General features: G+C 69.7%; 21 protein-coding genes. 8 read left to right on the top strand and 13 right to left on the bottom strand.

The window, feature by feature from the left end; genetic code table 11:
• The 4 genes from JOY88_RS13070 to JOY88_RS13055 all read left to right on the top strand — a co-directional run.
• Nucleotides 1–1364 (top strand): NCS1 family nucleobase:cation symporter-1 (locus JOY88_RS13070; protein WP_293503063.1); only part of this gene is annotated, 1364 nt, incomplete at its 5' end.
• Complete coding sequence (gene hydA, locus JOY88_RS13065; protein ID WP_293503062.1) at nucleotides 1361–2809, top strand: dihydropyrimidinase; 1449 nt, start codon at nucleotides 1361–1363, stop codon at nucleotides 2807–2809. The genes JOY88_RS13070 and hydA, both read left to right, overlap by 4 nt.
• A gap of 2 nt (nucleotides 2810–2811) precedes the next feature.
• Nucleotides 2812–3171 (top strand): bleomycin resistance protein, encoded by a 360-nt coding sequence (locus tag JOY88_RS13060; protein WP_293503061.1) that lies wholly within the window; start codon nucleotides 2812–2814, stop codon nucleotides 3169–3171.
• 10 nt (nucleotides 3172–3181) lie between these two features.
• A complete protein-coding gene (locus tag JOY88_RS13055; RefSeq protein WP_293503060.1) occupies nucleotides 3182–4438 on the top strand; it encodes a Zn-dependent hydrolase in 1257 nt (418 codons plus the stop codon).
• 307 nt (nucleotides 4439–4745) lie between these two features.
• Here the strand turns inward: JOY88_RS13055 and ilvD are convergent, their stop codons facing one another.
• Together ilvD and JOY88_RS13045 are read right to left on the bottom strand one after the other, a co-directional pair.
• On the bottom strand, nucleotides 4746–6605 hold the full coding sequence (ilvD, locus tag JOY88_RS13050) for a dihydroxy-acid dehydratase (protein ID WP_293503059.1): 1860 nt from the start codon (nucleotides 6603–6605) through the stop codon (nucleotides 4746–4748).
• A gap of 122 nt (nucleotides 6606–6727) precedes the next feature.
• Nucleotides 6728–7129 (bottom strand): hypothetical protein, encoded by a 402-nt coding sequence (locus JOY88_RS13045; protein WP_293503058.1) that lies wholly within the window; start codon nucleotides 7127–7129, stop codon nucleotides 6728–6730.
• Nucleotides 7130–7215: 86 nt separating this feature from the next.
• On the opposite strand from JOY88_RS13045, the gene JOY88_RS13040 reads away from it, so the two are divergent.
• Nucleotides 7216–7590: a MerR family transcriptional regulator gene (locus JOY88_RS13040; protein WP_293503057.1), complete on the top strand. Its 375-nt coding sequence runs from the start codon at nucleotides 7216–7218 to the stop codon at nucleotides 7588–7590.
• A gap of 3 nt (nucleotides 7591–7593) precedes the next feature.
• On the opposite strand, the gene JOY88_RS13035 is transcribed toward JOY88_RS13040, so the two are convergent.
• From JOY88_RS13035 to JOY88_RS13025, 3 genes are read right to left on the bottom strand one after another with little or no spacing between them, the layout of a single operon-like run.
• Nucleotides 7594–8739, bottom strand: a complete 1146-nt coding sequence (locus JOY88_RS13035; protein WP_293503056.1) for a methionine aminotransferase — start codon at nucleotides 8737–8739, stop codon at nucleotides 7594–7596.
• Nucleotides 8740–8790: 51 nt separating this feature from the next.
• Nucleotides 8791–9249: a hypothetical protein gene (locus JOY88_RS13030; protein ID WP_293503055.1), complete on the bottom strand. Its 459-nt coding sequence runs from the start codon at nucleotides 9247–9249 to the stop codon at nucleotides 8791–8793.
• Nucleotides 9246–9659, bottom strand: a complete 414-nt coding sequence (locus JOY88_RS13025) for a VOC family protein (protein WP_293503054.1) — start codon at nucleotides 9657–9659, stop codon at nucleotides 9246–9248. Before JOY88_RS13025 ends, JOY88_RS13030 begins: the two co-directional genes overlap by 4 nt.
• Nucleotides 9660–9808: 149 nt before the next feature.
• Between JOY88_RS13025 and JOY88_RS13020 the strand changes: the two genes are divergently transcribed.
• Genes JOY88_RS13020 through JOY88_RS13010 form a run of 3 tightly spaced genes read left to right on the top strand, consistent with a single transcriptional unit; the run spans nucleotide 9809 to nucleotide 12100 of the window.
• Nucleotides 9809–10399: an RNA polymerase sigma factor gene (locus tag JOY88_RS13020; RefSeq protein WP_293503053.1), complete on the top strand. Its 591-nt coding sequence runs from the start codon at nucleotides 9809–9811 to the stop codon at nucleotides 10397–10399.
• Nucleotides 10396–10917, top strand: coding sequence for a hypothetical protein (locus JOY88_RS13015; protein WP_293503052.1), 522 nt, complete (start codon nucleotides 10396–10398; stop codon nucleotides 10915–10917). Before JOY88_RS13020 ends, JOY88_RS13015 begins: the two co-directional genes overlap by 4 nt.
• Before the next feature lie 22 nt (nucleotides 10918–10939).
• The gene (locus tag JOY88_RS13010) at nucleotides 10940–12100 is read left to right on the top strand and encodes a hypothetical protein (protein ID WP_293503051.1); all 1161 of its coding nucleotides are present in this window, start codon (nucleotides 10940–10942) and stop codon (nucleotides 12098–12100) included.
• 3 nt (nucleotides 12101–12103) lie between these two features.
• On the opposite strand, the gene JOY88_RS13005 is transcribed toward JOY88_RS13010, so the two are convergent.
• The 8 genes from JOY88_RS13005 to JOY88_RS12970 form a co-directional block, all read right to left on the bottom strand.
• Complete coding sequence (locus JOY88_RS13005) at nucleotides 12104–13789, bottom strand: flotillin family protein (protein WP_293503050.1); 1686 nt, start codon at nucleotides 13787–13789, stop codon at nucleotides 12104–12106.
• 20 nt (nucleotides 13790–13809) lie between these two features.
• Entirely contained in the window at nucleotides 13810–14436 is a 627-nt protein-coding gene (locus JOY88_RS13000) for a YqiJ family protein (RefSeq protein ID WP_293503049.1), read from the bottom strand.
• Between the two features lie 128 nt (nucleotides 14437–14564).
• The gene (locus tag JOY88_RS12995; RefSeq protein WP_293503048.1) at nucleotides 14565–15233 is read right to left on the bottom strand and encodes a PspA/IM30 family protein; all 669 of its coding nucleotides are present in this window, start codon (nucleotides 15231–15233) and stop codon (nucleotides 14565–14567) included.
• Nucleotide 15234: 1 nt separating this feature from the next.
• Nucleotides 15235–15738: a hypothetical protein gene (locus tag JOY88_RS12990; protein WP_293503047.1), complete on the bottom strand. Its 504-nt coding sequence runs from the start codon at nucleotides 15736–15738 to the stop codon at nucleotides 15235–15237.
• 72 nt (nucleotides 15739–15810) lie between these two features.
• On the bottom strand, nucleotides 15811–17391 hold the full coding sequence (locus tag JOY88_RS12985) for a GDYXXLXY domain-containing protein (RefSeq protein WP_293503046.1): 1581 nt from the start codon (nucleotides 17389–17391) through the stop codon (nucleotides 15811–15813).
• Entirely contained in the window at nucleotides 17388–18368 is a 981-nt protein-coding gene (locus tag JOY88_RS12980; RefSeq protein ID WP_293503045.1) for a DUF2157 domain-containing protein, read from the bottom strand. The genes JOY88_RS12985 and JOY88_RS12980 overlap by 4 nt, the downstream gene beginning before the upstream one ends.
• Nucleotides 18369–18419: 51 nt before the next feature.
• Nucleotides 18420–19472, bottom strand: a complete 1053-nt coding sequence (locus JOY88_RS12975; protein ID WP_293503044.1) for a homocysteine S-methyltransferase family protein — start codon at nucleotides 19470–19472, stop codon at nucleotides 18420–18422.
• Entirely contained in the window at nucleotides 19469–20545 is a 1077-nt protein-coding gene (locus JOY88_RS12970; protein ID WP_524539218.1) for a tartrate dehydrogenase, read from the bottom strand. The genes JOY88_RS12975 and JOY88_RS12970 overlap by 4 nt, the downstream gene beginning before the upstream one ends.
• Nucleotides 20546–20547 lie beyond the last annotated feature (2 nt).

Genomic DNA, 20547 nt, shown 5'->3' with positions numbered 1-20547 from the left:
GCATCCCCGCCTATACGCTGGGTGCGGGGCTGATCAATGCCGGAATGTCCTGGCGCCAGGCGGTCGGGACGGTGTTTCTCGGCAATCTCATCATCCTGGTGCCGATGCTGCTGATCGGGCAGGTAGGCGCCAAATACGGACTTCCCTACGCCGTCTTCGCCCGTGCCGCCTTCGGCACGCGCGGGGGGCGGCTGCCGGCGCTGCTGCGCGCCATTGTCGCCTGCGGCTGGTACGGCATCCAGACCTGGTTCGGCGGGCAGATGATCTACACGCTGGTGGGCGTGCTGATGGGCAGGCCATTGAGCGGCGACCCGCTGCCCGGCCTGGGCATCAACGTGGCGCAGCTCGCCTGCTTCCTGCTGTTCTGGCTGCTGCAGTTCTGGTTCGTCGTGCACGGCATCGACGCCATCCGCAAGCTGGAGACCTACACGGCGCCGCTGAAGATCGTCATCTGCTTTGTCTTGCTGGGGTGGGCCTGGGATAAGGCCGGCGGTTTCGGCCCCATCCTGGACCAGCCCTCGGCCTTCGTCGAAGGCGGCAAGAAGGCGGGCCAGTTCGCCGCCGTGTTCTGGCCGTCGCTGACCGCCATGGTGGGCTTCTGGGCGACCCTCGCGCTGAACATCCCCGACTTCACGCGCTTCGCGAGGACGCAGCGCGACCAGTTCGTGGGTCAGGCCATCGGCCTGCCCGCACCCATGGGCCTGCTGGCCGCTCTGGCCGTGTTCGTCACGTCGGCCACCGTGGTCATCTACGGCAAGGCGCTGTGGGACCCGGTGGACCTGGCCGCCCGCATGACCGGCGCGGCGGTGCTCATCGCGCTGATCGTGCTGCTGATCGACACGGTCAGCGTCAACCTGGCTGCCAACCTCGTCGGACCGGCCTACGACTTCTCGGCGCTGGCGCCGGGCAAGGTGAGCTACAAGCTGGGCGGCATCATCACCTGCGGCATCGCCATCGCGATGATGCCGTGGAAGATCCTGGCCTCCACCGAGGGCTACATCTTCACCTGGCTGATCGGCTACTCCGCGTTGCTGGGGCCGGTGGCCGGCATCCTCATCGTCGACTACTACCTGCTGCGCAAGACCGAACTGGTCGTCGACGAACTCTACCGCGAGGGTGGCCGCTACAGCTATCGCGGCGGCTGGAACACGGCCGCCGTCATCGCCTTCGCCGTCGGCGTCGCGCCCAACATCCCCGGCTTCCTGAATGCGGCGTTCCCGGCCGCTTTCCCCGAGGTCGGCGCGGCGTTCAAGACCGTCTACACCTATGCCTGGTTCGCCGGCCTCGCGCTCGCGGCCATCGTCTACGGCGTGCTGATGGCCGGCAAGGCCCAACCCCAACCGCTCACGAGGAGCGCGACATGACATCCCTGCTGATCCGCGGTGCAACGGTCGTCAACGCCGACGCCGAATCGCGCACCGACGTGCTGTGCGTCGACGGCCGCATCGCTGCCCTCGGCGATCGCGCTTCCAAGGAGGCCCCGGGCGGCACCGAGACGCTGGACGGCACCGGCCAATACCTGATTCCCGGCGGCATCGACCCGCATACGCACATGCAGCTGCCCTTCATGGGCACGGTCACGCAGGACGACTTCTTCACCGGCACCGCGGCCGCGCTGGCCGGTGGCACCACGTCCATCATCGACTTCGTCATCCCCAACCCGCAGCAGCCTCTGATGGACGCCTACCGCACCTGGCGCGGCTGGGCCGAGAAGAGCGCGGCGGACTACGCCTTCCACGTCGCCGTGACCTGGTGGGACAAGACCGTCAGCGACGACATGGGCACCCTCGTTCGCGAGGAAGGCGTCAACAGCTTCAAGCACTTCATGGCCTACAAGAACGCCATCATGTGCGACGACGAGACGCTGGTGAACAGCTTCAAGCGCGCGCTCGAACTCGGCGCCATGCCGACGGTGCACGCCGAGAACGGCGAGCTGGTCTACCTGCTGCAGGCCGAGGTCGCCAAGATGGGCATCACCGGCCCCGAGGGCCACCCGCTGAGCCGCCCGCCCATGGTGGAGGGCGAGGCCGCCAACCGCGCCATCGCCATTGCCGACGTGCTGGGCGTGCCCATCTACATCGTGCATGTGTCCTGCATCGAGAGCGCCGAAGCCATCGCCCGGGCGCGCGCCCGCGGCCAACGCGTCTATGGCGAGGTGCTGGCCGGCCATCTGCTCATCGACGACAGCGTCTACCGCGACCCCGACTTCGCGACCGCCGCGGCCTACGTGATGAGCCCGCCGTTCCGTCCCAAGATCCACCAGGAGTTCCTGTGGCGCGGTCTGCAGTCGGGCCAGCTGCACACGACGGCCACCGACCATTGCACCTTCTGCGCCAGCCAGAAGGCGGCCGGCAAGGACAACTTCGCCAAGATCCCCAACGGCTGCGGCGGCGTCGAGGAACGCATGGCCGTGCTGTGGGACGCCGGCGTCAACTCCGGGCGGCTCACGCCCAGCGAGTTCGTCGCCATCACATCCGCCAACGCGGCCAAGCTCTTCAACATGTACCCGCGCAAGGGCGTCATCAAGGAAGGCGCCGACGCCGACCTCGTGCTGTGGGACCCGGCCGGCACCAAGACGCTGTCTGCCAGGACGCAATTCTCGAGGAACGACTTCAACATCTTCGAGGGCCGCACCGTGCGCGGCATCCCCAGCCACACCATCAGCCAGGGCCGCGTCATGTTCGCCAACGGCGACCTGCGTGCCGAGCAAGGCAAGGGCCGCTACCTGAAGCGGCCCGCCTTCGGTCCGCAGTTCGATGCGGCGTCCAAGCGCGCCGCCGACCTCGCCCCCACCGCCGTCGCAAGGTGAGCATGCAGACCGTCGTCCCGCAGCTGCGCATGACCCAGGCCGACCGCAGCCTGGCGTTCTATGTCGGCCAGCTCGGATTCACGATCGACTGGGAGCACCAGTTCGAACCCGGGCTGCCGCTTTTCGTGCAGCTCACGCGCGAGGGACAGACGATTTTCCTGAGCGGCCATGCCGGCGATGGCCAACCCGGCGGCGCCGTCTACTTCTGGGTACCGGACGCCGACGCGACCTATGCCGCCTTCGTGGCCAAGGGCGTGCAGCCGGCCAAGCCCATAGAAGACATGCCCTGGGGCGTGCGCGAGTTCCTGCTCGTCGACCCCGACCACAACCAGCTGCGCTTCGGCACCGAGCTGCCGGACTGAGGACATCACCATGGACATGCCCACCACCAAGACCGACATCACGACGCTGCGCGTCAACGGCCAGCGCCTGTGGGACTCGCTGATGGAGCTGGCGAAGATCGGCGCCACCGACAAGGGCGGGGTCTGCCGCCTGACGCTGACCGACCTCGACAAGCAGGGCCGCGACCTCGTCACGCGCTGGGCGCGCGAGGCCGGCATGACGGTCACCATCGACCAGATCGGCAACGGCTTCATGCGCCGCGCCGGCCGCAACGACAGCCTGCCACCCATCATGACCGGCAGCCACATCGACACCCAGCCCACCGGAGGCAAGTTCGACGGCAACTATGGCGTGCTTGCCGGCATCGAGGTGGTGCGCACGCTGAACGACCACGGCATAGAGACCGAGGCCCCCATCGAGGTCGCCTTCTGGACCAACGAGGAAGGCTCGCGCTTCGTGCCTGTCATGATGGGTTCAGGCGTGTTCGCCAAGGCCTTCACGCTGGAGCACGCCTACGCCGCCACTGACACCGAAGGCAAGACGGTGAAGGGCGAACTGGAGCGCATCGGCTACGTCGGCGACCAGGTTCCCGGCGACCACCCCATCGGGGCCTACTTCGAGACCCATATCGAGCAGGGCCCGGTGCTGGAAGACCACGACAAGACCATAGGCGTCGTCACCGGCGTGCTGGGCATCCGCTGGTACGACTGCGTCGTCACCGGCATGGAGGCTCACGCCGGCCCCACGCCGATGGCGCTGCGCAAGGACGCGCTGCAGGTCGCGACCAAGCTGATGCAGGAGGTCGTCGCCTGCGCCCACCGCCACCCGCCGCACGGCCGCGGCACGGTAGGCATGGTGCAGGTTCACCCCAACAGCCGCAACGTCATCCCCGGGCGCGTGAAGTTCAGCATCGACCTGCGCAACGCGACCGACGCGCTGTGCGACGCGATGGATGCGGACATTCGCTCAGTCGCCGCGAAGCTGGCTGCGGAGTCTGGTCTGAGCATCGAGATCACGCCTGTCAGCGCCTATCCGGCCCAGCCCTTCCACGCCGACTGCATCGCTGCCGTGCAGAAGGCCGCCGACGCGCTCGGTTACAGCAACATGCCCACTGTCTCCGGCGCCGGCCACGACGCCGTCTACATGGCTCGACTGGCGCCGGCCGGCATGATCTTCATCCCCTGCAAGGACGGCATCAGTCACAACGAGATCGAGGACGCCAAGCCGGAGCACATCGAGGCGGGGTGCAATGTGTTGTTGCAGGCGATGCTGGAGCGAGCGGGCTGAATGCGCGGCTGGCTGCTGACGCAGGCAGCCACTTTGCCTTGGTAGCAAGCCGAAGCGTGCTGCTGCCGGTACTCGCCGGCATGTCGAACATGCTCCTGGCGCCACGGGATGAGGCAACGGCTGTACTGACCGCCTGCGATTCGCACAAGCCGGCTTCACCAAGGCCCTTCACGTCGCCCGCAGCAACAAGTGCACGGGTTTCGTGACGTTCAGCAAGGCCTTGGTCAGGCGTGCCGCCAAGGCCGATCTGGCGGCGCCGATGGGACAGGCCTGACCAAGGGAGACATCCCCTCAGAGGCCGCGCTCGTCAGCCCCCCAGCTGACCCAGGTCGCGCACCGCCCCCTTGTCCGCCGACGTCGCCAGCAGCGCATAGGCCCTCAGCGCCGCCGACACCTTGCGCGGACGCGCCTCGGCCGGCTTCCAGCCCTTGGCGTCCTGCTCGGCGCGGCGCTTCGCCAGTTCCTCCTCACTGACCAGCACATCGATGGCCCGGTTCGGGATGTCGATGCGGATGCGGTCGCCGTTGCGCACCAGGCCGATGGCGCCGCCCGCCGCCGCCTCTGGCGAGCAGTGGCCGATGGACAGGCCCGACGTGCCGCCGGAGAAGCGGCCGTCGGTCAGCAGCGCACAGGCCTTGCCCAGGCCCTTGGACTTGATGTAGCTGGTGGGGTAGAGCATCTCCTGCATGCCGGGGCCGCCCTTGGGGCCTTCGTAGCGCACCACCACGACATCGCCGGCCTTGACCTTGTCGTCCAGGATGTTGGCCACCGCCTCGTCCTGGCTCTCGACCACATGAGCCGGGCCTTCGAAGACGAGCAGGCTGTCGTCCACCCCGGCGGTCTTCACGACGCAGCCGTCCAGCGCGATGTTGCCGCGCAGCACGGCCAGACCGCCTTCCTTGCTGAAGGCGTGGTCGAAGGAGCGAATGCAGCCCTCGGCGCGATCAGTGTCCAGGCTGGGCCAGCGCGTGTTCTGGCTGAAGGCCACCTGCGTGGGGATGCCGGCGGGACCGGCCATGTAGAAGGTCTTGACGGCCTCGCTGGGCGAGCGGGCGATGTCCCACTGGTCCAGCGCGTCCTTCATCGTCCTGGCGTGCACGGTGGGGGCGTCGGTGTGCAGCTTGCCGGCGCGGTCCAGCTCACCCAGGATGGCCATGATGCCGCCCGCGCGGTGCACGTCCTCGATGTGGTATTTGTTGGTGTTGGGCGCCACCTTGCACAACTGCGGCACGTCACGCGACAGGCGGTCGATGTCCGTCATGTCGAAAGCGATGCCCGCCTCCTGCGCCGCGGCCAGGATGTGCAGGATGGTGTTGGTGGAGCCGCCCATGGCGATGTCCAGCGTCATCGCGTTCTCGAAGGCCTTCTTGCCGATGGCGCGCGGCAATACGCTGGCGTCCTCCTGCTCGTAGTAGCGGCGGCACAGCTCGACGACGGTCCGGCCGGCCTGCTTGAACAGCTGCTCGCGGTCGGCGTGCGTGGCGACGACCGTGCCGTTGCCCGGCAGCGAGAGGCCCAGCGCCTCGGTCAGGCAGTTCATCGAGTTGGCCGTGAACATGCCCGAGCAACTGCCACAGGTGGGGCAGGCCGAGCGCTCGACTTCGGCGAGGTCGGCATCGCTGACCTTGGCGTCGGCCGCCATGACCATCGCGTCGATCAGGTCCAGCTTCTTGATCTCGATCTTGCTGGTGCCGGGCACGGCCAGGCGCACCTTGCCGGCTTCCATCGGGCCGCCGGAGACGAACACGACGGGAATGTTGAGCCGCATCGCGGCCATCAGCATGCCGGGGGTGATCTTGTCGCAGTTGGAGATGCACACCAGCGCGTCGGCGCAGTGGGCGTTGACCATGTACTCGACCGAGTCGGCAATGATGTCGCGGCTGGGCAGCGAATACAGCATGCCGTCGTGGCCCATCGCAATGCCGTCGTCCACGGCGATGGTGTTGAACTCCTTGGCCACGCCGCCGACCGACTCGATCTCGCGGGCCACCAGCTGGCCCAGGTCCTTCAGGTGCACGTGGCCGGGCACGAACTGGGTGAAGGAGTTGGCGATGGCGATGATGGGCTTGGAGAAGTCCTCGTCCTTCATGCCGGTGGCGCGCCACAGCGAGCGGGCGCCGGCCATGTTGCGGCCGGCGGTGGAGGTCTTGGAGCGGTAGGTGGGCATGGCAGCGGCCTGTGCGGTTCGGGAGCAGGAAGCGCCGATTTTCCGGCAGCGCGCGGCCGGCGTCTGCTGGCGTATGCGTTCCCGCAGGCGCGCCGAAAGCTCGGTTGCGCCATGCCGAATGCTCAGCGAGCCCTCACCGGCCACAGCTGCACCACCGCCCAGGCCAGCTCGGGCAGCAGGAACAGCAGCAGCACCGGCAGGCCTCCCTGGCTCCACGCCCAGGCCATCCACAGGCTGAACAGCAGTCGCCCGACCCCGTCATAGCGGCCGAACAGCACCGTCGGCCCGCGCAGCCGCAACACGGACCACACCCCCACGATGCTGCCCATCAGGAGCACGAACAGCGTCTGCACCACGCCGAAAGCCGGCAGCACCGGACCGCCCAGCGCCTGGTTGAGCGCACTGAGCTGCGCACGGTTGAGCTCGAAGGTCCAGGGCGTGGCGAACGGCGCGGCGAGGACAAGGTCGTACAGCGCGCTGAACCAGACGACGCGGAGGAAGCGAGGGGTGCTGAAGGCAATCATGCGGGGTCACGAAGCAACTGGGGTTGAAGTGCCGGCATGCTCGACCCTGGACCACACTCCAGGGTCAAGCCCTTTTTCTACGTCCCATGCGCATCGGCACCCTTTCCACGCTGACCGGCCTGAGCCGCGACAGCCTTCGCTTCTACGAGAAGCGCGGCCTGCTGCAGGCCCGTCGCAGCGACAACGGCTACCGCGACTACGCCGAGGAGGCCGTGCAGTGGCTGAGCTACGTCCGCAAGGCGCAGCAACTGGGTTTCACGCTGGCCGAGATCGCGGCGGACCTGCCGTTGCCGGCCCAGGTTGAGGACGCCGGCCCGGCGCTGCGGGCGACGCTTGCGCGCAAGCTGGCCGACATCGACGCGCGCATCGCGGCGCTGCAAGACCTGCGCGCCCAGTTGGCGACCCGGTTGGCCGACACACCCGGGACCGGCGCAAGCTGCCCGCTGCGGCCGGCCGCTTGAGCGTCAGCGCAGCTTCGCCAGCCGCTTCGCCGCCTCCGCCAGCGTCTCGTCCCGCTTCGCGAAGCAGAACCTCACATGGCCGCGCTCCTGTGGCTGCTGGTAGAAGCCCGACAGCGGGATGGCCGCCACGCCGATCTCGGCGGTCAGCCATTTCGCAAAGTCCAGCTCCGGCAGGTCGGACACGGCGCTGTAGTCCACCGTCTGGAAGTAGGTGCCCTCGCAGGGCAGCAGCCGCAGCGGCGTGGCCAGCAGCGCGGCGCGGAAAGCGTCGCGCTTGGCCTGGTAGAAGCCGCTCAAGGATTGCCAGGGCGTGGGGTCGGCCAGATAGGTCGCCAGCGCATGCTGCGTGGGCGTGTGCACCGTGAACACGGTGTACTGGTGCAGGCGCCGGAAGGCTGCGCTCAGGGCCGGCGGCGCGGCGACGAAGCCGACCTTCCAGCCCGTCACATGGAAGGTCTTGCCGAAGCTGCTGACCAGGAAGCTGCGCTCGCGCAGCGCCGGGTGGCGCGCCACGCTCTCGTGCGCAGCACCGTCGAAGACCATGTGCTCGTAGACCTCGTCGCTGATGACGAACAGGTCATGCGCCTCGGCCAGCCGCTCCAGCTCGCGCACGTCCTCCGACGTCGCGACGCGGCCGCTGGGGTTGTGCGGCGTGTTCAGCACCAGCGCCCGCGTGCGCGGCGTGAGGGCGGCGCGCACCGCATCCCAGTCGATGCGGTAGTCCGGCGTCATCGGAACTCCCACCGGCACCGCACCGGCCAGGCGGATGGCGGGGTCGTAGCTGTCGTAGGCCGGCTCGATGATGAGAACCTCGTCGCCCGCGCCGACGCAGGCGTGGATCGCCGTGATCAGCCCCTGAGTGCCGCCGGCCGTGATGGTGATGTCGCGGTCGGCTTCGTAGGCAGAGCCATAGAGCGCATTGAGTTTGGCCGCGACGGCCTGGCGCAGGGCCGGCACGCCGGTCATCGGCGGGTACTGGTTGTGGCCGGCTGCCATCGCGTCGCCGACGGCCTGCAGCAGCGCCGGGTCGGCGTCGAAATCCGGAAAGCCCTGGCCGAGGTTGACGGCGCCATGCTCGGCGGCCAGCGCCGACATGACGGTGAAGATGGTGGTGCCCGTGTGGGGCAGCTTGTTGGGCAGGGCGGGCATGGTGAGCGCATTTTGCAAGGGCCGGTGCGCCCTGCCCGCCGCAGGACGCTGTCAGCCGTGCGGCGGCCCGCCCCGCAGGCAGCGCCGCGCCGCCAGCGCAATCGGAAAGCCGAAAACGAGGCAATGCGCGGCAATGGCCGCGGCGTCCAGCCTGGGTGGCCAGAACGGCGTGTGCAGCGCAGACAGCGGCAGCACGACCTGGTTCATTCCGAAGTAGACGACCAAGCCATAGACCAGGCCGGCCACCGCAGCATGGCGCAGCAGCGCGCGCAGGCGCAGCGCGGCGACGCAGAACAGCGCTGCCCAGATCAGCGCGATGCCGTAGTGCAGCGCAACGCCCAGCGCGAACATGGCCTCTCCGCCGCCGAAGGCCGCCTCACGGCCGATAAGACCGGCGGCGACACCCTGGAAGACGCGCAGCTCCATGCCGTAGTAGCTCAGCGCGAAGACGAGGTCGCCCGTGCCGGCCAGGAGGCCACCCCAGAGGATGGCGCGGGTCAGCGGCTTCATGACAGCGGCCCCGGCGGGCCCTTGAGCTCGACAACGTTGCCTTCGGGGTCGGCCAGGTAGATGGACGGCCCCTCGCCATCGGCGCCGTAGCGGCTCTCCGTCTTGCCGGCATCGATGCCGTGCGCTTGCAGACGGGCGCGGATGGCGGTCTCGTCGAAGGGGGTGACGCGCAGGCAGAAATGGTCCAGGTTACGGCCCTCGGCGCCAGGCGCCGCGCCACCCGTGCGGCCGAGCTTGCCATCCACCGACACGAGGTCGATCAGCGAGCCGCCGGCGCGCAGCTGCACCAGGCCGATCTCGTCCAGGCGGCGCTCCACCGTGCAGCACAACGTATCAACATAGAAGCGCAGCATCGCGTCGAGGTCGACGACGCGCAGCACGAGATGGTCAATGCCTTGCAGGTTCAGCATGCGGGGCGTTTCGGGCGATGGCAGCAGCATGATGCCGTGTCACCCCCATGCCGGAAGTGACAACGGGTTTATCCCGAGTAACGACCCGGCCTGCTCGCGCTCAATAGCTGCATGCAAGCCCTGCAGGCCCTCACACCATGTACCCCGTCATGAGCTGGCTGACCCGCCTCGGCTTCGTCACCCCGGCCGCGTGCGCACTGGGCGACGAGGCCGCGCTGCTGGCGCGCCTGGCCGACGGCGATGCCGACGCACTGGCGCTGCTCTACCGGCGCGAGAGCGGCTCGGTCTATCGCTACGCCCTCGCGCTGGCCGGCGACGAGGCCGCAGCCCTGGACGCCGTGCAGGAGGCCTTCGCGCAGTTGCTGCGCGGCCCGCAGACCTACCAGGCCGGCCGCGGCTCGCTGGGCGCCTACCTTGCCGGCATGGCCCGGCATCAGCTGCTGAGCCAATGGCGCGACGCGCGACGCCATGTGCCGCTGGACGATGCGCTGGACGCCGACGAAGCCGTGCCGGCCAGCGACGCCCGGTTGAACCAGGCCCAGCAGCAGGACGGCCTGTGGGCCGCCATCCGGCGCCTCAGCTGGCCGCAGCGCGAGGCCATCGTGCTGGTGGATCTGCAGGAGCGCAGCTACGAGGACGCCGCCGCCATCGCCGGCATCAGCGTGGACGTGCTCCGCACCCGCCTGCACCGTGCCCGCCAGCGCCTGGCCGACCTGCTGGCCGTGAGAGAAGGATCATGAGCAAGATCGACGACAACACCCCCACCTGGCTGCTGCCGGCGCGCGCGGAGTTCGCCCGGCTGCGGCCCGAGGCCGGGCAGGACGCCGCGCTGCTGGCCCGCCTGACCGACCAGCAACGCCTGCTGCGGGACCGCCGCCGCTGCGCCGAGATGGTCAAGACGGCCGAGGCCCATGAGCCGCGCTGGTTGCGCCGCCTGGCCTGGGGCGGCGGCGCCCTCGGCGCCACGGCCGCCGTGCTGCTGAGCGCCATGCTGCTGCTGGACCCGCCCGACATCCAGGCGGCCCGGGTCACACCGGCCGGCAGCGGCTTCATCCCCCTGGTGCCGGAGGGCGAGCTCCGCCAGGCCCTGGCAGCCGGCCGCGGCGCCGCCGTCTGGCTGCAGCCCACCGAGCTGCCGCGCGAGCGCCTGGCCCTGCTGGGCCTGCCCTTCGACGCCGCGCGTGCCGACGAGACGGTGCATGCCGAGCTGATGCTGGACCCAGGCGGGCAGTTGCTGGCCGTGCGCATCCTGAACTGAACTGTTGACGACGGAGAACGACATGAAGACATCCCTGACCGGCCTGGCGCTGTGCGCTCTCGGCGCGTCGCTTGCCGCATCGGCCGCCACCGAGGCCGACCGGCCGGCGGAGCGCGGCGCCGAACGCGACCTCACGCGCCATGTGCAGCTGGCCCTGTCCGACCTGCCCGTGCGCATCGCGCTGGGCGACCAGGCCCTGGCCTTTGCCGGCCGCGAGCTGGGGGGCGAGCGCGTCGTACGCGGCGCACCCTACTGCGCGACGGCCGTGCACGAGAACGTGCAGTCGCTGGCCGACGGCAACCGCATCGTTCGCAGGCAGCAAAGCCAGCTCTGCCGCGACGGCGAGGGGCGCACGCGCCGCGAGGTCCAGCGCGAGGGCGGCCCAAGGGTCGTCTACCTGAACGACCCGGTGGCCAAGACCAGCTGGGTCATCTATCCGGACGAGAAGCGCGCGCAGAAGCTGCGCGGCTCGGCGGGCTGGGCGCCCGATGCGGACGCGGCTGCCCACGCCGCCTGGCAGGCCTCCATGCAGGACTGGGGCGAGCGCATGAAGGAGCAGGCCGCGCGCTGGAAGGAATGGGGAGCCCGGGTGGCCGAGCAGGCGCGCAGCGCGGACGCCGAGCGCGTGCGCGCCCGTGCGCAGGCGGGCGAGCCCGGCATCGTCATCGAGCGCGAGCTGGCCGCGCCCACGGCGCCGGCCTCCGGCGCCGTGGAGCGCCGCCGCGAACTGCGCGTCATCCGCGCCAGTGAACTGCCGGCCCCGCCCGCGCCGCCGGCCCCAATGGCCACACCCGCACCGCCCATGCCGCCCATGCCACCCATGCCGCTGCTGCAGGGCCTGACGCTGCCGCCGCGTGAGGGCGGCACGACGACGGAGCTGCCTCCGCGCGAGATCGAGGGCCTCAAGGTCAACGGCGAGCGCACGACCTGGACCATCGAGGCCGGAAGGATCGGCAACGAGAAACCCATCGTCAGCACGCGCGAGGTCTGGCGCAGCCCCGAGCTGATGCTGACCGTCATGAGCCGTGATGCCGACCCGCGCCAGGGCGAGCAGAACTACCGGCTGGAGAAGATCAGGCGCGGCGAGCCCGACCCGGCGCTGATGAAGCCGCCGGCCGACTACGGCGAGGGCCCACGCCGCAGCACCTGGCCGGCCGCGAGCGCGCCGACGCGCTCGTCCTGAGCCTCACGCCGCTGGCGTCGCCGGCACAGCTGGCTTGAGCATGGCCGCGAGGTTCTGGGCCATGCCGGTGATGCCATGGTTGGACAGGCCCGCGTCCTGCATGACGGCGTCGACGATGGGCTTGGCGATCTGGTACTGCAGTGCCGAGTTCATCACCTGCTCAGGGAAGGTGCCGGCGGCTGCACCGCCGCCCTCGACGCCACCGCCCTGCCCCGGCATGCCGTTCACCTGCACGATGCGGATGGAGTCGATGTTCTCCATCGGCTTCACGGCCTCGGCCAGGATGGTGGGCAACTGCTGCAGCAGCTGCGTGCGCACCTGCAGGTCGATCTGCGCGGCGGACAGCATGTTCAGCGCCTCGTTGATTGCACGGCGGCCCTCGGCCTCGGCGATCGCGGCGGCCTGCTTGGCCCTGGCCTCGATGGTCAGCGCCTCGGCGCGATCGATGGCGGCCTCCTTCTCGGCGGACGCCGACACCTTCACCGCAATGGCATTCTGCTCCGCGTCCTTGCTGGCCTCGATGAGCTGGATCGCCTTGTCGCGCTCGGCCACCGCCACCTGGCGCGCCGTGTTGACGGTTTCCTCGGCCTTCACGGCCTCGGCGCGGGCCAGGTTGGCGGCCGCATCGGCCTCCGACTGCTCACGCGACTTGGTCGCGATGGCGATCTGCGTGTCCTGGCGCGCGATCTCGACCTGCTTGCGCTGCTCGGCGCGCTTGAGCTCGGCCTGGCGCTCCTGCTCGATCTCGCGCGTCTGGATGACGAGGTTCTTCTCGATCTCTGCCGCCTTGATCTCGCGCTCGGCCTCGATGCGGCGCTGGCCCACCTGGCGCTCGGCCTCGATCTTCACCGTCTCGGCCTCACGGCCGCGCTCGGCCTGCTGCGCGGCGATCTGCGCAGCCTGCTCGGCGCGCGCCGTCTCGATCTCCCGCTTCTGCGACAGCGACGCGAACTCCTGATCCTTCTCTATGGTCAGCTTCTGCCGCGAGGCCTCCAGGTTCTTGGTTCGCACCTGCACCTCGGTGTCCTGCTCGACGTCGTTGCGCTGCTTGCGCCGCGCCTCGGTCTGCTCGGTCAGTCGCGTCAGACCCTCGGCATCGAAGGCGTTGTTGGGGTTGAAGAACTGCTTGTCGGTCTGGTCCAGGCTGGTCAGCGACACGGATTCCAGCTCCAGGCCATTCTTCTCCAGGTCCTCGGCGACGGCGTTCTGCACCGCCTGCACGAAGTCGCGGCGCTTGTCCTGCAGCTCCTGGATGGTCATGGTCGCGGCAGTCGCGCGCAGGCTGTCGACGAACTTGTCCTCCACCAGCGCCTTCAGCTCGTTGGGGCTCATCGTGCGCGCGCCCAGTGTCTGCGCCGCGGTGCTGACGGCCTCCGCCGTCTGCTTCACGCGCACGAAGAAGGCCGCCGTCACGTCCACGCGCATGCGGTCCTTGGTGATCAGGCTCTCACGCTCGCGGCGCTGCACTTCCAGCTTGAGCGTGTTCATGTTGACGAGCACGCACTCGTGGAACACCGGCAGCACGATGGCGCCGCCGTCCATGATGACCTTCTGCCCGCCCAGGCCGGTGCGCACGAAGGCCAGCTCCTTGGTGCTGCGCTTGTACAGGCGCGCAAAGACGAAGCCGATGGCCAGCAGCCCGACCATGGCAATGCCGGCGATACCGGCGATTTCGATGACGTTGTCCATGCTTTCAAACTCCCTCGTTTTCAGAACAGATGGGGGTGCGGGTTGGCGATGCAGCGATAGAACGCCCCCAGCTTGCGCACGATCAGGATCTGCGCCCCCTCCTCGAACACCTCGTCGTCCAGGTCGGGCTCGACCATCAGATAGTGCGTGCGGCCATGGGCGTCACGCACCCGCGCCTGCGCGGCCAGCCCGCGCCGCGCCGCGCCCGCACTGACGACACCCGCCCGCCCCACCAGCGATTGCTCGCTGACGGCGCTGCTCTCGTCGCGCGGGACGATATGCGCGACCAGGCTGCCGATGCTGCGCACGGTGGCCAGCCCAGGCGGCACGGCCAGCAGCCCGGCGACCCAGGCGGGTGCGAAGCCACCAAACAGGTTGAACGCCACCTTCTGCAACGCGTAGCCGAACAGCGCATAGCCCAGCAGGAACAGCAGCAGCAGCACCAGCGCCGGCACGCGGCCCAGGTGCAGCCAGCCGAGCACGCGGTCCAGCCCCGTCTCGACCGCATGCTCCGGCAGCCAGTTGTCGATGAGGTTGCTGGGGCTGAGCGCGATCAGCATGCCCATGCCCTCCAGCAACGCAATGGCGACGATCAGCGCGACCGCGACGCCGAAGGGCAGCGTCTCCGGCGACGTGAAGAGATTCATCGATCCCCCTCCCTGGTTGTGATGGACGTGAGTGTCACGGCAGATTCGATAAGGTCCGGACGGCATTCGGGCCGAGCCCGAGCAGTCCCGTCACGGGGAGCCCCCCCTGGAGAAGGGGCTTCATCGCCTCAAGCCTGACCCGCCTTGATCTGGGCCATGCGCTCGGCGATCTTGTGGTCACGCACGAGATCGTCCAGTTCGCGCAGCTGCGCGGCCTGCTGCAGGCCGCCAGCGCGCTGCGTGCCGTCCAGGCCGGTCTGGCGCTGGTAGATCTTGTCGAAGGCATCCGTGACGCGGCCCAGGCGCTGCTCCACGCTCACCTGCCCCAGCGGCTGGGCGGCCGACTCGGCGGCCGCGCGGCTCTTGCGGAACTCTGCCAGCGCCTCCTGCATCTCGCGCTTCTTCGCCAGCAGCGCCGCGGTGAAGCCCTGCAGCTCCTGCTCCTGGCGGGCCAGGTCGGCCAGCGTCGTCTCCAGTACGGGAATCTGCGCCTCGATGTCGATCTGGCGCGACACGGCCGCACGCGCCAGATCCTCGCGCTGCTGGGCCAGGGCCTGCGAGACCTGGTCGCGCAGCTCTTGATGGCTGCGGTTGAGCTTGGCGTGCTGCTGCTGGGCCAGATGCCGGTTGGCGCTGACGACACCCAGCTCGTGGCGCACCTCGTCGATGACGCCCTCGGCTTCGCGGATGGACTGCTCCATGACCGCCTGCGGATTGCGGTCCTCGATCTTGTCCAGCAGGGCGTGCATGCTGCCGGCGATCACGCGGCCCACGCGGGTCTTCAGGGATTCGGCCATGTCAGGCTCCTTTCGCGGCGGAGAGCGTCGAGGCCAGCTCGACGGTGGGGCCGAGGTGGCGTTTCACCACCCCGGGATCGAAGGCATGCGCGGCACCGGTGGTGGCCTGGCGCAGCAGGGATTCGCTGAGCAGCGCCGTCCGGCGCACCAGCGCGTCCTCCAGCCTGGAAGCATCGGCGGCGTTGGCCGGCGCGGCGCTGATGACCAGGGCCATCAGCGTCGTGACCTGCTCGACGAGCTGGCCCAGCACCTCGGAATGCCGGCCCTCGCTGCCTTCGATGCGCACCAGCGCTTCGCGCAGCCGGTGCGTCAGCTCGCGCGCCCAGGCATGGGCGGCCACGTAGTCGAAGGCGCCGTCATGCTGGCGCTTGAGCTGGCCCAGCAGCACGCGCAGCTTGTCGCTGTTCGTCGTTGCACCGTCGACCTGCAGCTGCGCCAGCCACAGGTAGATGTCGCTCGGGATGCGCGCGGACAACGGCTCCATCGTGATGGTCTGTGTCGCCATGGGACACCCGCCTTCATGAGTTCCAACGAACACGAATGTATTCGTTTGAATTCATTTGTCAACAGCCTGGCGTCAGAGCTTGTCCAGCGCCTCGCCGCGCAGGCCCACGAGCAAGGCCTGGCCATCCGGCTTCACGCGGAACTCGCCGAACCTGGCCCTCGACCAACGCCCGGCCTCGCCCTCCTTGAAAAACCAGGCATCGGTCACGACGGTCCAGCGGCCGTCCTTGGGCGTGAGCTCGATGAGCAGTTCGCCGGGCGCCAGCGGCGCGCCGTCATGCAGGCGCAGGACGGTGGCGACGCGGCGATCGTCCAACCGGGCAACCACCCGCGGCCGCGCGGCGCCCAGCAGGCCGCCGGCGCGCTGGGCCACGTCGCGCGGCAGCGCGAAGTTCAGTCGCATGAAGTCGCCCTGCATCAGCGAGCGGGGGTCCACCGGCGCCAACGGCACGAAGACCGGCCGACCCTCGGCGATCAATGCCTCCTTCTGCGCGATGGCGACGTTGATCACCGCCAGCACGGCGACCAGGCTGATCGCGGCGCCAAGGCGCGGCGCGCGGCCGGGTGCGGCAGACGCCGGCGCCATCGCCACGGCGCGGCGCCACGACGGCCAGGCCAGCAGGCCCAGCAGCACGCCGGCCACGGCCAGCACCTGGGCCTTGGTGACCAGCGGCCAGGCCAGCTGGTAATAGAAGCTGCCCACGATCCATAGCAACGCCAGCGCCGCCGTGGCGGCCAGTTGCCAGCGCGCCTGCAGCAGGCAGGCCGTGGTCATCAGCAGCACGGCGCCCAGCGCCGGCATGAAGCCCGCCAGGCCGGCCAGCACCAGCGCCACGCCCACGTGGCCCGGGCGGCGCAGTGACGGCCAGGCCCGCCCCAGCCAGGCGGCCGCCAGCAGGGCCAGCGCCGTCGACACGCCGCCCGGCCACCCAGCCCATGCCGAGCCCACATGCGCCGCCGCGAGGCCCCCCAGGCCACCGCCCACCAGCATGGCCATGCCCGAGGACAGTGCCAGCCCGAGCAGGCTCATCGCACCCCAGCCCGATGCCAGCGCCAGAAACGGCGAGCGCAGCCCTGCGGCCTGCTCGCGCAGGACTGCCGCCAGCCACAGGGCCGCACAGCAATGCCAGCTCAGCCAGTAGATGGCGGTCTGGCCCGCGTGGCGACCGGTCCACACCACCGACCAAAGCGTCATGGCCGTGAAGAACGCCGCCGCCGCCCCCAGGCAGGCCTTGAGCCAGTGGGGGCGCACCACCCAGCCGATCGCGCCGGCCAGCGACGCGAGCACGAGCGCCGGCCATGGTTCGGCCAGGTCCTGGAACAGCGCGAAGCCCAGGCTGGCGCCGCCCGTCAGCAGCAACGGCACCGCCAACTGCTCGACGAACAGCGGCAGCCCGGATGAGCGCAGCATGGCCACCGCCACCACCAACAGCGCCACGCCGGCCCAGCCCGCCCCGCCATGCTGGAAGAACGGGCCCAGCACCAAGGCCACCGTCAGCAGCAGCGGCACGGCCGCCAGCCAGGCTCCCAGTGCCGTCAGCAACACCACGGGCCAGGGTCGCCCCTCGGCGCCGGGTGGCGGGACGGCATCCATCGGCAGCAACCGGCGGGCCTGGGCCTGCCGCCACAAGGCCTGGACCTGTGCGCGGTTCATGCGTCAACGCCTTGCCGCTCCGCGGCTCGCGCCAGCCGCAGCACGGCGCTGACGGTGCCGGACAGCAGGGCCGCGGCGACCAGGCCGATCAGCAGCCATTGGCCGGTGCCGTCGCCGCGCCCATGACCGTCGAACAGCCAACGGCCCAGCCCGCCCACCAGCACCGCGTTCAAGCCCAGTGCCGCGGCGCTGAGGGTGAACAGCTCAAAGGCAGCCGGCCGGCTGGCGACCCAGGCCGCCGCGCCCAAGGTCAGCAACGCCAGCGGGACATAGGTCGTGGGGCTGCCACCGAACAGCGCCGCAACGGCGCTGGCCGTGACCAGCAGCACCGCCAGGCAGGCCGCCGTGCGCCGCGCCCAGAGCCCGGCGCCAGCGCGGTGCCCCGGCCGGCTTCCCAGGGCCAGCACCAGCAGCAGCGCCACGACCCAGCCAATCAGATGCACGGCCAGGCCGTCGGGCTCGGCCCGCCAGGCATGGCGGGTGTGCGCGGTCATCCACAGCGAGATCGCCGTCATGGCCACCAGCGCCCAGGCCGACCAGACCGTATCGGCCCGAACGCCCAGCGCCAGCGGCAGGCCCAGTGCCGCCCACAGCGCGAACAGCTGCCAGGCATCGGCACCGGTCTGGTAGGTCTGGCCGAAGAAGGCCAGCAGCCCACCCATGGCCAGCAGGCACCACAGGCCCAGCGGCATGCGCAGCCCCGGCCTGGCGATGACGCCGAGTGCGCCCAAGGCCACCGCGGCCTGCAACAGGCCGAACTGCGCGACACGGGACAGTTCGTCCCAGTTCGCGGCGACGGCGAAGACCAGCCCCAGTCCGGCCAGCAAGGCGGCCAGGCCGATCAGCATGAGCGGCAGTTGCGCAAGCAGCACCGGCGGCTCGACGCCCACGCCGCCCAACGCGAGCAGCTCGCGCCGCTGCGCCTCGCTCAGCCCATGCTCGCGGACACCGTCCGCCACCACTGCGTGCCAATCCATGCGACCTCCCCGAGATTGGGTCTGGGCCGCATGCTAATGGCACGGTTGCCGCTAGGCGGCGTCCAGCATCTGGCTGAAGAACTTCTCGCCGCTGACCCGCGGCCTGTAGGCCGACACGGCCTTGGCGATCGCCGCGATATGGTCGGGCGTGGTGCCGCAGCAGCCCCCAGCGATGTTGAGGAAGCCGGCTCGCGCGAACTCACCGACCAGGCGGGCCGTCACATCCGGCGTTTCGTCGAAGCCGGTGTCGCTCATCGGGTTGGGCAGGCCGGCGTTGGGATAGCAGCTCACCGCCACCTCGCCCGCCACCTTGGACAGCTCCTCGATGTAGGGCCGCATCAGCGTCGCGCCCAGCGCGCAGTTCAGGCCGATGGCGATGGGGCGGGCGTGGCGCACCGAGTGCCAGAAGGCCGTGACCGTCTGGCCGGACAGGATGCGGCCGGACGCGTCGGTCACCGTGCCCGAGATGATGACGGGCAGGCGCTCGCCGGTATCTTCCATCAGCTCGTCCAGCGCAAAGATGGCGGCCTTGGCGTTGAGCGTGTCGAAGATGGTCTCGACGAGGAAGACGTCAGCGCCGCCGTCCAGCAATCCCTTGGCCTGCTCGTAGTAGGCAGCGCGCAGCGTGTCGAAGTCGATGTTGCGGGCGCCGGGGTCGTTGACGTCCGGGCTGATGGACGCGGTGCGCGGCGTCGGGCCGAGGGCACCGGCGACATAGCGGGGCTTGTCGGGCGTCGAGTACTTGTCGCAGGCGGCGCGGGCGATCTGCGCGGCGACGAGGTTCATCTCGTAGGCCAGCTCGGGCAGGTCGTAGTCCTCCTGCGCGACCGAGGTGGCGCCGAAGGTGTTGGTCTCGATGAGGTCCGCGCCGGCGGCCAGGTACTGCTCGTGGATCTCGCGGATGACGTCGGGCCGCGTGAACAGCAACAGCTCGTTGTTACCCTTCAGGTCCTTGCCATGGTCCTTGAAGCGCTCGCCGCGGTAGTCGGCCTCGCCCAGCTTGTAGCGCTGGATCATGGTGCCCATCGCGCCGTCGAGCACGGCAATGCGTTGCTGCAGGATCGCAGGCAGGTCTCGGGCGCGGGTGTAGGCGATGGGCTTCATGATCCCGCCATTTTCGCAGCCTCGGCAATGGCCTGGCCCAGCTGGGCGCATGACGAACCGCCGCCCAGGTCAGGCGTCCTGGGCGCGGCCGGGTCTGCCAGCACGGCCTCGATGGCCGCCATGACGGCGTCATGCGCTTCGCGGTGGCCCAGGAAGTCCAGCATCATCGCGCCGGCCCAGATCTGGCCGATGGGATTGGCGATGCCCTTGCCCGCAATGTCCGGCGCCGAGCCGTGCACGGGCTCGAACAGGCTGGGCCATGCGCGCGTCGGATTCAGGTTGGCCGAGGGCGCGATGGCAATGGTGCCGGTGCAGGCGGGGCCGAGGTCGGACAGGATGTCGCCGAACAGGTTGCTGGCGACGACCACGTCGAAGTGATGCGGCCGCTGCACGAAATGGGCGCAGAGGATGTCGATGTGGAACTTGTCGACCGCAACGCCGGGGAACTGCGCGGCCATGGCCTCGACGCGCTCATCCCAATAGGGCATGGTGATGGCGATGCCGTTGCTCTTGGTGGCCGACGTCAGCTTGGCGCGCGGCCTCGACGCGGCCAGCTCGAAGGCAAAGCGCAGCACGCGGTCCACGCCGACGCGGCTCATCACCGTCTCCTGGATGACAATCTCGCGCTCGGTGCCGGCGTACATGCGGCCGCCCACGCTGGAGTATTCGCCCTCGGTGTTCTCGCGGACGATCCACATGTCGATGTCGCCAGGCCTGCGCCCCACCAGCGGCGAGCGCACGCCGGGCAGCAGGCGCGCCGGACGCAGGTTCACGTACTGGTCGAACTCGCGGCGGAACCTCAACAGCGAGCCCCACAGGCTGACATGGTCCGGCACCGTGGCTGGCCAGCCGACCGCGCCGAAGAAGATCGCGTCGTGGCCGCCGATCTGCTCCTTCCAGTCGTCCGGCAGCATCCGGCCATGCTGTTCGTAGTAGCGGCAATGCGCGAAGTCGAACTCGTCGAAGCGCAAAGCCAGGCCGAAGCGCTCGGCCACCGTACGCAGAACTCGCAGGCCCTCGGGCATGACTTCCTGGCCAATGCCGTCGCCGGCGATCACGGCAATCTTCTGCATGC

It is taken from the genome of Roseateles sp. (assembly GCF_019237615.1).
GTDB lineage: Bacteria > Pseudomonadota > Gammaproteobacteria > Burkholderiales > Burkholderiaceae_C > Pelomonas.
This window is presented reverse-complemented; position numbering and strand designations above follow the sequence as displayed.

Coding starts and splice junctions, on each gene's coding strand:
- JOY88_RS13055 (WP_293503060.1), top strand. CDS start 3,182: ATGGACATGCCCACCACCAAGACCGACATCACGACGCTGCGCGTCAAC.
- JOY88_RS12985 (WP_293503046.1), bottom strand. CDS start 17,391: ATGAACCGCGCACAGGTCCAGGCCTTGTGGCGGCAGGCCCAGGCCCGC.
- JOY88_RS12995 (WP_293503048.1), bottom strand. CDS start 15,233: ATGGCCGAATCCCTGAAGACCCGCGTGGGCCGCGTGATCGCCGGCAGC.
- hydA (WP_293503062.1), top strand. CDS start 1,361: ATGACATCCCTGCTGATCCGCGGTGCAACGGTCGTCAACGCCGACGCC.
- JOY88_RS12990 (WP_293503047.1), bottom strand. CDS start 15,738: ATGGCGACACAGACCATCACGATGGAGCCGTTGTCCGCGCGCATCCCG.
- JOY88_RS13040 (WP_293503057.1), top strand. CDS start 7,216: ATGCGCATCGGCACCCTTTCCACGCTGACCGGCCTGAGCCGCGACAGC.
- JOY88_RS13015 (WP_293503052.1), top strand. CDS start 10,396: ATGAGCAAGATCGACGACAACACCCCCACCTGGCTGCTGCCGGCGCGC.
- JOY88_RS12970 (WP_524539218.1), bottom strand. CDS start 20,545: ATGCAGAAGATTGCCGTGATCGCCGGCGACGGCATTGGCCAGGAAGTC.
- JOY88_RS13035 (WP_293503056.1), bottom strand. CDS start 8,739: ATGCCCGCCCTGCCCAACAAGCTGCCCCACACGGGCACCACCATCTTC.
- JOY88_RS13000 (WP_293503049.1), bottom strand. CDS start 14,436: ATGAATCTCTTCACGTCGCCGGAGACGCTGCCCTTCGGCGTCGCGGTC.
- ilvD (WP_293503059.1), bottom strand. CDS start 6,605: ATGCCCACCTACCGCTCCAAGACCTCCACCGCCGGCCGCAACATGGCC.
- JOY88_RS12980 (WP_293503045.1), bottom strand. CDS start 18,368: ATGGATTGGCACGCAGTGGTGGCGGACGGTGTCCGCGAGCATGGGCTG.
- JOY88_RS13005 (WP_293503050.1), bottom strand. CDS start 13,789: ATGGACAACGTCATCGAAATCGCCGGTATCGCCGGCATTGCCATGGTC.
- JOY88_RS13025 (WP_293503054.1), bottom strand. CDS start 9,659: ATGCTGAACCTGCAAGGCATTGACCATCTCGTGCTGCGCGTCGTCGAC.
- JOY88_RS13045 (WP_293503058.1), bottom strand. CDS start 7,129: ATGATTGCCTTCAGCACCCCTCGCTTCCTCCGCGTCGTCTGGTTCAGC.
- JOY88_RS13020 (WP_293503053.1), top strand. CDS start 9,809: ATGAGCTGGCTGACCCGCCTCGGCTTCGTCACCCCGGCCGCGTGCGCA.
- JOY88_RS13030 (WP_293503055.1), bottom strand. CDS start 9,249: ATGAAGCCGCTGACCCGCGCCATCCTCTGGGGTGGCCTCCTGGCCGGC.
- JOY88_RS13010 (WP_293503051.1), top strand. CDS start 10,940: ATGAAGACATCCCTGACCGGCCTGGCGCTGTGCGCTCTCGGCGCGTCG.
- JOY88_RS12975 (WP_293503044.1), bottom strand. CDS start 19,472: ATGAAGCCCATCGCCTACACCCGCGCCCGAGACCTGCCTGCGATCCTG.
- JOY88_RS13060 (WP_293503061.1), top strand. CDS start 2,812: ATGCAGACCGTCGTCCCGCAGCTGCGCATGACCCAGGCCGACCGCAGC.